Origin of the sequence: Flavobacterium sp., from assembly GCF_043722275.1 — a bacterium.
Taxonomy (GTDB): Bacteria; Bacteroidota; Bacteroidia; order Flavobacteriales; family Flavobacteriaceae; genus Flavobacterium.
Map to the genome: position 1 here is coordinate 1 of NZ_JAYSPC010000182.1, position 2,223 is coordinate 2,223.

General features: G+C 31.8%; 4 protein-coding genes. 3 read left to right on the forward strand and 1 reads right to left on the reverse strand.

Going from position 1 to position 2,223, the window contains the following annotated elements; translation table 11 throughout:
- Positions 1-218: 218 nt before the first annotated feature.
- Positions 219-575 (reverse strand): hypothetical protein, encoded by a 357-nt coding sequence (locus tag ACHZDT_RS21350; RefSeq protein ID WP_394776724.1) that lies wholly within the window; start codon positions 573-575, stop codon positions 219-221.
- 326 nt (positions 576-901) lie between these two features.
- Between ACHZDT_RS21350 and ACHZDT_RS21355 the strand changes: the two genes are divergently transcribed.
- Genes ACHZDT_RS21355 through ACHZDT_RS21365 form a run of 3 tightly spaced genes read left to right on the forward strand, consistent with a single transcriptional unit; the run spans position 902 to position 2,030 of the window.
- Positions 902-1,276: a hypothetical protein gene (locus ACHZDT_RS21355; protein WP_394776725.1), complete on the forward strand. Its 375-nt coding sequence runs from the start codon at positions 902-904 to the stop codon at positions 1,274-1,276.
- 14 nt (positions 1,277-1,290) lie between these two features.
- Complete coding sequence (locus ACHZDT_RS21360; RefSeq protein WP_394776726.1) at positions 1,291-1,818, forward strand: hypothetical protein; 528 nt, start codon at positions 1,291-1,293, stop codon at positions 1,816-1,818.
- Complete coding sequence (locus tag ACHZDT_RS21365; protein ID WP_394776727.1) at positions 1,815-2,030, forward strand: hypothetical protein; 216 nt, start codon at positions 1,815-1,817, stop codon at positions 2,028-2,030. Before ACHZDT_RS21360 ends, ACHZDT_RS21365 begins: the two co-directional genes overlap by 4 nt.
- Positions 2,031-2,223: the final 193 nt, after the last annotated feature.

The following is a 2,223-nucleotide window of genomic DNA, read 5'->3' on the forward strand; positions in this document are numbered from 1 at the left end:
AAAAAACAAAAGTCCATAAGTATTCCGTCCGCTGGAACCGAAGCACAATAGCGATTTGCTGATGATTGCTTCAACGTCCTGCCGTACTTGCAGCAATACTTATGTTGTATGTTGTTGTTTGTGGCAGTTGGAGTGAATCTAATTATGAAATGAAATACTAACAAGTTAAAAAGATATATATGAAAAGAAAAATGGTTTTTGATTTTCTAAAAGGGTTTTTACTTAGCATGGTTATTTACATCATCATTTATTATATTTCTAAAAACGGTCATTGATAAAACCCAAATAGTAAAAAAACAAACGCACGTTATTGCAATAATGATTGTTGTCGTAATAATATTATCGGAATTTAGATTTTTTACAGTTTCAAAGTTCTCGTTTTTTAAATCCAATTTAAAATATTGCAATGCTGCATATTGATAACCAAATTGAAAAATTTGAATTAACATTAAAATGGACAAACAAATCCACCAACCTATTGAGCATATTTTCGCCCCATATTTAGGATGTTTATATGCAAGAAATGCAGTACCACCAATTAAAGAAGCAAGAAGTGTCAAAATAAATGGGATCATAAAACGAAATTTAGTGTTTGAGAATGGTTAGTAAAAAACAATATAAAAATCAGACATTAATTTGTACACGGTCGTCCCACAATAACATACAACGCCCTGTGGCTTTGTGAAGGGCTGATGGCTTTGCACTTCTGCCATCCTTTTGCAAAACCACTTGTTAGCCGTTGTTTTGGGTATTTTGTAAAAATTTTCAAAATATTTATAAAAATAAGTTATTTGAAAATCAGTTAGTTCCAATCTATTTTGTAATTATTTAAAAAATATTTCTATAAAAGTTTGGTGGCTTGTAAATATGTTGTATATTTGTGTAACAAAAGCAAATAACAATGACAACAGTTAAAGAAATTTTATCAGCAAATAGAGAAAGCGTTATCAGTTCTATAAAATGGATTTTCAAAGTTTGGAAAGCAGAAGATGTAAAAGCTAAGATGATTGAGTTTTTAGCTTATGCCGAAGAAAATGCAAATGTTGAGGCTCTTGCAACTTCTAAAAAAGTTAAAACTGATTTGAAAAACTTAGTAGCAAGAATGGAAATTGCTGCTACTAAAAAAAGAAACTTAGAAATTTTCGGAACTGAACGCCCAAAACTTGCTGATATTATGGGAAGAATTGCTGAAAAAGAAGAAGAAGCAGGTAATTGCTTCAATCAAATTACCTCTTCTTGGGAAAAGAAATCTTACAAAAACCAAATTTTTCATTAATAAAAAATCACAAAATGGAGCAAACAACGCTTTTCAAAAATGAAGTAATAGAAATAATATTCACTTCTACAGATGCTAAAGGGATTTTAGTAAACGCAACTGCCATCAATCGGATTGATGGCAAAGAATATACAAGAACTGCTGGCTGGATTAGTAAAACTTGGTATTTGCATTCTTTTAGCAAAAATCAACAATATATTTTCGATGCAGCTTCGGAAAATTATCACGAAAACATATTTAAAGTAGCCGAAGCAGTTTTGAAGTTTTATAAAAAATTGCACAATGATTACATTGAATATTGGTTAAAAGATTTACGACCAACAGAGTTAGAAAACAATGCAAAACTTGGCTATGATGCAAATAAAGTAGCTGAATTTAATGGAAGAATTGAGCCTGTGTATGGTAAAGCTGACATTTGCAGATACCAATACAAGATGCTTGTTGAAAATTTAGAATTGATTAAAAAAGAGCGCGAAGGGAAAACGTTTACAAAAATCCCAACTCAAAATATTGAAAACAATAAAATCAAAGTTTCAAGATGAAAAGAAAAATATTGCATTTGGAACTTAAAACAACTGGTGAGCATAAGTATTACGGCTCACTGGTTGCCCTTTGGAAGGACAACGAAGCTATCCCTTACCACACAATCAAAAGGCTTGATTTGTCAGATGGCTGGGAAAATGAAGCCTTTAAAATTCGTTTAGGAATTTTGCTTACTCCGTCTGAAGTGGAAGCTGGTAAAAATAACGGCTAACGCTGCGGCTTGCTGCTGCCGCCAGAAAACTGATTTAATTAAAGGTAAATGTCCAGCGGTAGAAGCAAACCGTTTGTTGGCTGCTGCCAATTAGAGATTTTAAATTATTCTGTCAAAATGAGAAAGATAAATAAAATATTAGGAACAAGGTACTGGTACAATGTCAGGTTTATTTACAAAAATAAGTCTGGTC

Excerpts from the sequence above, each read along its gene's own strand:
- ACHZDT_RS21350 (WP_394776724.1), bottom strand. The coding sequence starts at position 575 with ATGATCCCATTTATTTTGACACTTCTTGCTTCTTTAATTGGTGGTACT.
- ACHZDT_RS21355 (WP_394776725.1), top strand. The coding sequence starts at position 902 with ATGACAACAGTTAAAGAAATTTTATCAGCAAATAGAGAAAGCGTTATC.
- ACHZDT_RS21360 (WP_394776726.1), top strand. The coding sequence starts at position 1,291 with ATGGAGCAAACAACGCTTTTCAAAAATGAAGTAATAGAAATAATATTC.
- ACHZDT_RS21365 (WP_394776727.1), top strand. The coding sequence starts at position 1,815 with ATGAAAAGAAAAATATTGCATTTGGAACTTAAAACAACTGGTGAGCAT.